This is a genomic window from Protofrankia sp. CiP1_Cm_nod2 (genome assembly GCF_920664355.1).
In the GTDB taxonomy this organism is placed as follows: domain Bacteria; phylum Actinomycetota; class Actinomycetes; order Frankiales; family Frankiaceae; genus Protofrankia.
Map to the genome: position 1 here is coordinate 2,216 of NZ_CAKKTL010000279.1, position 4,494 is coordinate 6,709.

The 4,494-nt window shown below is 72.2% G+C and carries 3 protein-coding genes; all 3 read left to right on the forward strand.

Annotated features, from left to right (window positions below):
* Positions 1–740 precede the first annotated feature (740 nt).
* On the forward strand, positions 741–2,372 hold the full coding sequence (locus NBW84_RS21550; protein ID WP_250286852.1) for a leucyl aminopeptidase: 1,632 nt from the start codon (positions 741–743) through the stop codon (positions 2,370–2,372).
* 153 nt (positions 2,373–2,525) lie between these two features.
* Positions 2,526–3,908 carry a dihydrolipoyl dehydrogenase gene (gene lpdA, locus NBW84_RS21555; protein WP_250286854.1) on the forward strand — a complete coding sequence of 461 codons (1,383 nt, stop codon included), beginning with the start codon at positions 2,526–2,528 and terminating at the stop codon, positions 3,906–3,908.
* Positions 3,909–4,188: 280 nt separating this feature from the next.
* On the forward strand, positions 4,189–4,494 hold a 306-nt coding region (locus NBW84_RS21560), incomplete at its 3' end, for a biotin/lipoyl-containing protein (protein WP_445548801.1).

Here is a 4,494-nt window from a genome sequence, read left to right on the forward strand (position 1 = left end):
GGGCTCGAGAGCCGGCCGCCGCCCGGGAGCGTCCGGCTCGCCCATCGAAAATCCGGACGCGTGCGCCCGGCCCGTCGGGACACTCCGCCCTGGAACACCCCACATCCCCGGTACACCGCCGAGGAATGCGAACACGAGCCACCACGGCAGCGGCGGACCCACATCCTTCGGAGTTTTTATATGTGTCTTACGACATAGAAGATCTCCTGAAACCCTAGCCAAGATCTTAGGCAGCGTAATTTGCCTATGACGCCAGCGGATCCGAAGCAAGGCTTCCGGACAGACCCGCAGACCTGTTTTAGTTTTTCGGAAGATCAGCGTCCCAGGCCTCCGCCGACTCGGTGATCACCAGCGGGCGGTGGCGGGCAAGGATGTGACTGCGCTGCTGCTCCAGCAGCAGTGGATCCGCGTCCTTCAGCCCTTTCGGGGCAACCGGAGCGGCGGGGGCGACGGTCGCGGGAGTGGCTGGCGGGTGGCACGCGGTCGGGACGCGGGCACGGGGCGGGGAGCGGCCCCGACAGCCTCGGCAGCCGGCGGTGTTGACGGGCATGCCGGATACGGGCGGGAACGGCCTCGCGGTGGGGAGGCTGTGGCGCGCGCACTGGAGCCGGTTCCGGGGCGGTCCGGGCGGGTTCCGGGGGCGGGGCGGGGGCGGGGCGGGGGCCGGGCGAGGGCGCTGTGGGACGGTGTGGAGGACCCGGCTCTGCATCGTCCTGTGGTGTGTTCCGTAGTCTCTCGGCATGACCGTGACTGCCGTGACAACCTCATCCGTGCTGGATCTTGATGCTGACGCGCTGGTGATCGGTGTCGCGACGGGCAAGGACGGTCCCATCCCGCTCGGTGGCACCGAGGAGCTGGACATGGCACTCGGTGGCCGGCTCGCGACGGTCCTCGCCGACCTGGGGGCCACCGGCAAGGCCGGTGACCTGGTCCGGTTCGCGACTCTGGGGACCCTGCGCATCCCGACGGTGCTCGCGGTCGGCGTCGGCGCGCCGCCGGCACAGCCGCCGGCGGCGGGCACATCACCAGCGGATACGGGCGCGGACGAGGGCACCGGGGCGGCTGCGGACGCGGCGGCGGCCGACGGCGGCATCGGCCATGAGACGCTGCGCCGCGCGGCCGGGGCGGCCATGCGCGCGCTCGCCGGCACCAGCCGGGTGGCCACCACCCTCGCCCTCGTCGCCGGCACCCCCGGGCCGGCGCGGCTGCGCGCCGTGGCCGAGGGATCGCTGCTCGGCGCCTACGCCTTCCGGGAGTTCCGGGCCACGTCCGCGGACGACCACCGTCTGCCCGTGAGCGAAATCACATTCGTGGTGGACGACGTGTCCCAGGCCGCCGCCGACGACGCGGTGCGCCGGGCCGGCGTCGCGGTGGAGTCCGTGGCGCTCGTCCGCGACCTCGTCAACACCCCGCCCGGGCATCTGCCGCCGGCGACGTTCGCCGAGATCGCGGCCCGGCGCGCGGGCGAGGTGGGCGTCACCGTCGACGTGCTCGACGAGCGGGCGCTGGCCGACGGCGGGTTCGGCGGCATCCTCGGGGTGGGCCAGGGCTCGGTGAACCCGCCCCGCCTCGTCCGCCTGGAGTGGCGCCCGGCCGGTTCGCCGGCCGCCGAGCGGCCCGCGCTCACCCTCGTCGGCAAGGGCATCACGTTCGACTCGGGCGGCCTGTCGCTGAAGCCCGCGGGCGCGATGGAGTGGATGAAGACCGACATGGCGGGGGCCGCCTCGGTGCTCGCGACGCTCGTCGCGGCGGCCCGGCTGAACCTGCCGGTCCGCCTCGTCGGCTGGCTGCCGCTGGCGGAGAACATGCCCTCGGGCGGGGCGATCCGGCCGGGCGACGTCCTGGCCCTGCGCGGCGGCACCCGGGTGGAGGTGCTCAACACCGACGCGGAGGGACGCCTGGTCCTCGGTGACGCCCTCGCCCGCGCCGCCGAGGAGTCCCCCGCCCTGATCGTGGACGTCGCCACGCTCACCGGCGCGCAGATCGTCGCCCTGGGGCAGCGCACCGCCGGGGTGATGGGCCGCGGCGGCGGGGTCGACCGGGTCGTCGCGGCCGCCCGCGACAGCGGCGAGGCGGTGTGGCCGATGCCACTGCCGCCGGAGCTGCGCAAGGTGCTCGACTCGGCCGTCGCCGACCTGGCCAACGTCGCCGGTGGCGGCGGCCGGGAGGGCGGCATGCTCGTCGCCGCCCACTTCCTGAGCACCTTCGTGCCCGAGGACGTCCCCTGGGCGCACATCGACATCGCCGGGCCGTCCTGGAACGGCGGCGAACCGTACGGGCACACCCCCAGGGGCGGCACCGGGGTGATCGTCCGGACCCTGCTCCAACTCGCCGAGAACGTTGCCGGCAACCAGCGGCCGGACGTCCGGTGAACCAACTACCAGCGGGTAACGGGCACCGCACGGAAGTAGCCCGATGAAATACCGGCGTCATGCACCACAGTCGCGGCGGACCTCCGACGCCGCACTGAGGTGACATGAAAGACTGAACGCATCCTAACCAGTCAACGAGAAGGGACACCTGGCGTGGTGGACTCTGCGGCGGGTCCCGTCGACCTGGTCATCCTCGGCGGCGGCAGTGGCGGTTACGCGACGGCTCTGCGTGCCGCGGAGCTCGGCCTGACCGTTTCTCTGATCGAGAAGGACAAGCTGGGGGGAACGTGCCTGCATCGCGGGTGCATTCCGACCAAGGCGCTGCTGCACGCGGCGGAGGTCGCGGACAATATTCACGAAAGCGGTAGTTTCGGGATTCTGTCGACCTTCGAGGGAATCGACATCGCGAAGGTCAACTCCTACAAGGACTCGGTGGTCAGCAAGCTTTACCGCGGGCTGACCGGCCTGGTGAACACCCGTGGCATCGAGTTCGTCGAGGGCTACGGACGACTCGTGTCACCAACATCCGTCGCCGTGGGCGACAGGGTAGTCACCGGACGCCACGTCGTGCTGGCGACCGGGTCGCAGTCGAAGTCGCTGCCGGGCCTGGAGGTCGACCACCACCAGGTGATCACCAGCGACGACGCCCTCCGGCTCGACCGGGTGCCGGCATCCGCCGTGGTGCTCGGCGCCGGCGCGATCGGCTGCGAGTTCGCCTCGGTGTGGCGCTCCTTCGGCGCCGAGGTGACCATCGTCGAGGCCCTGCCCCACCTGGTGCCGCTGGAGGAGGAGTCCAGCTCCAAGCTGCTGGAGCGGGCCTTCCGCCGGCGCGGCATCAAGCAGCACCTCGGCGCCCGGTTCGCCGGTGTGAAGACCACCGACGAGGGTGTCACGGTGGCCCTCGAGGACGGCACGACCATCGAGGCCGAGCTGCTGCTGGTGGCGGTCGGGCGCGGGCCGGTGTCGGAGGGGCTGGGCTACGAGGAGGTCGGCATCGCGACGGACCGCGGGTACGTCCTCGTCGACCACCAGCTGCGCACCAACGTGCCGACCGTCTCCGCCATCGGCGACCTGCGCCCCGGCCTCCAGCTCGCCCACGTCGGCTTCGCCGAGGGGATCTTCCTCGCCGAGAGCCTGGCCGGGCTGGACCCGGCGCCGGTCGACTACGACAACATCCCGCGGGTCACCTACTCGCACCCCGAGGTGGCCTCGGTCGGTCTGACCTCGGCCGCGGCGGAGCAGCGGTACGGGGACATCGTCACCCAGACCTATGACCTGGCGGGCAACGGCAAGGCGCAGATCCTGCAGACCGCCGGCGCGGTGACGCTCGTGGCCGTGCCCGACGGCCCGGTGGTGGGCGTCCACATCGTCGGCGACCGGGCTGGCGAGCTGATCGCCGAAGCCCAGCTGATCACCAGCTGGGAGGCGCTGCCCGCCGAGGTGGCCCAGCTCATCCACCCGCACCCGACGTTGTCCGAGTCCATCGGTGAGGCGCATCTGGCGCTGGCCGGCAAGCCGCTGCACTCCCACAACTGACAGTCAGCACAGTCAACCGACCGATCGGGGGCCACGGATGCGCGACGCCGGCCACCGCCGCACACCCCCCGCCCCACTGGTAGTCACCAGGGCCCGCGGGTACACGACAGACACCATGATCGTGTACCCGCCCGCCCACCAGCCATCAGGGCCTGCGATGACGCGGCGGCAGGTGCCCGCCGCGTCATCGCAGGCCCTCCGAGTCGCCCCGCACCCATCGCGTTCGTAGCCGTTGCCCGTCGTCCACGGTCGGTCGGACGCCGCAAAGGAGCCCTACCCCATGTCTGTGTCCGTCACGATGCCCCGTCTGGGTGAGAGCGTGTCCGAGGGCACCGTCACCCGCTGGCTGAAGAAGGAAGGCGAGCGCGTCGAGGCCGACGAGCCGCTCCTCGAGGTCAGTACGGACAAGGTCGACACCGAGATCCCCGCACCCGCGTCCGGCGTGATCAGTGCCATCCGGGTGGCCGAGGACGAAACGGTCGAGGTCGGCGTCGAACTCGCCGTCATCGACGAGGGCGGCACGGCGGTGGCCGCCGCTCCGGCGGCCACCGCCGCACCCGCACCCGCCCCGGCCGCCCCCCCGCCG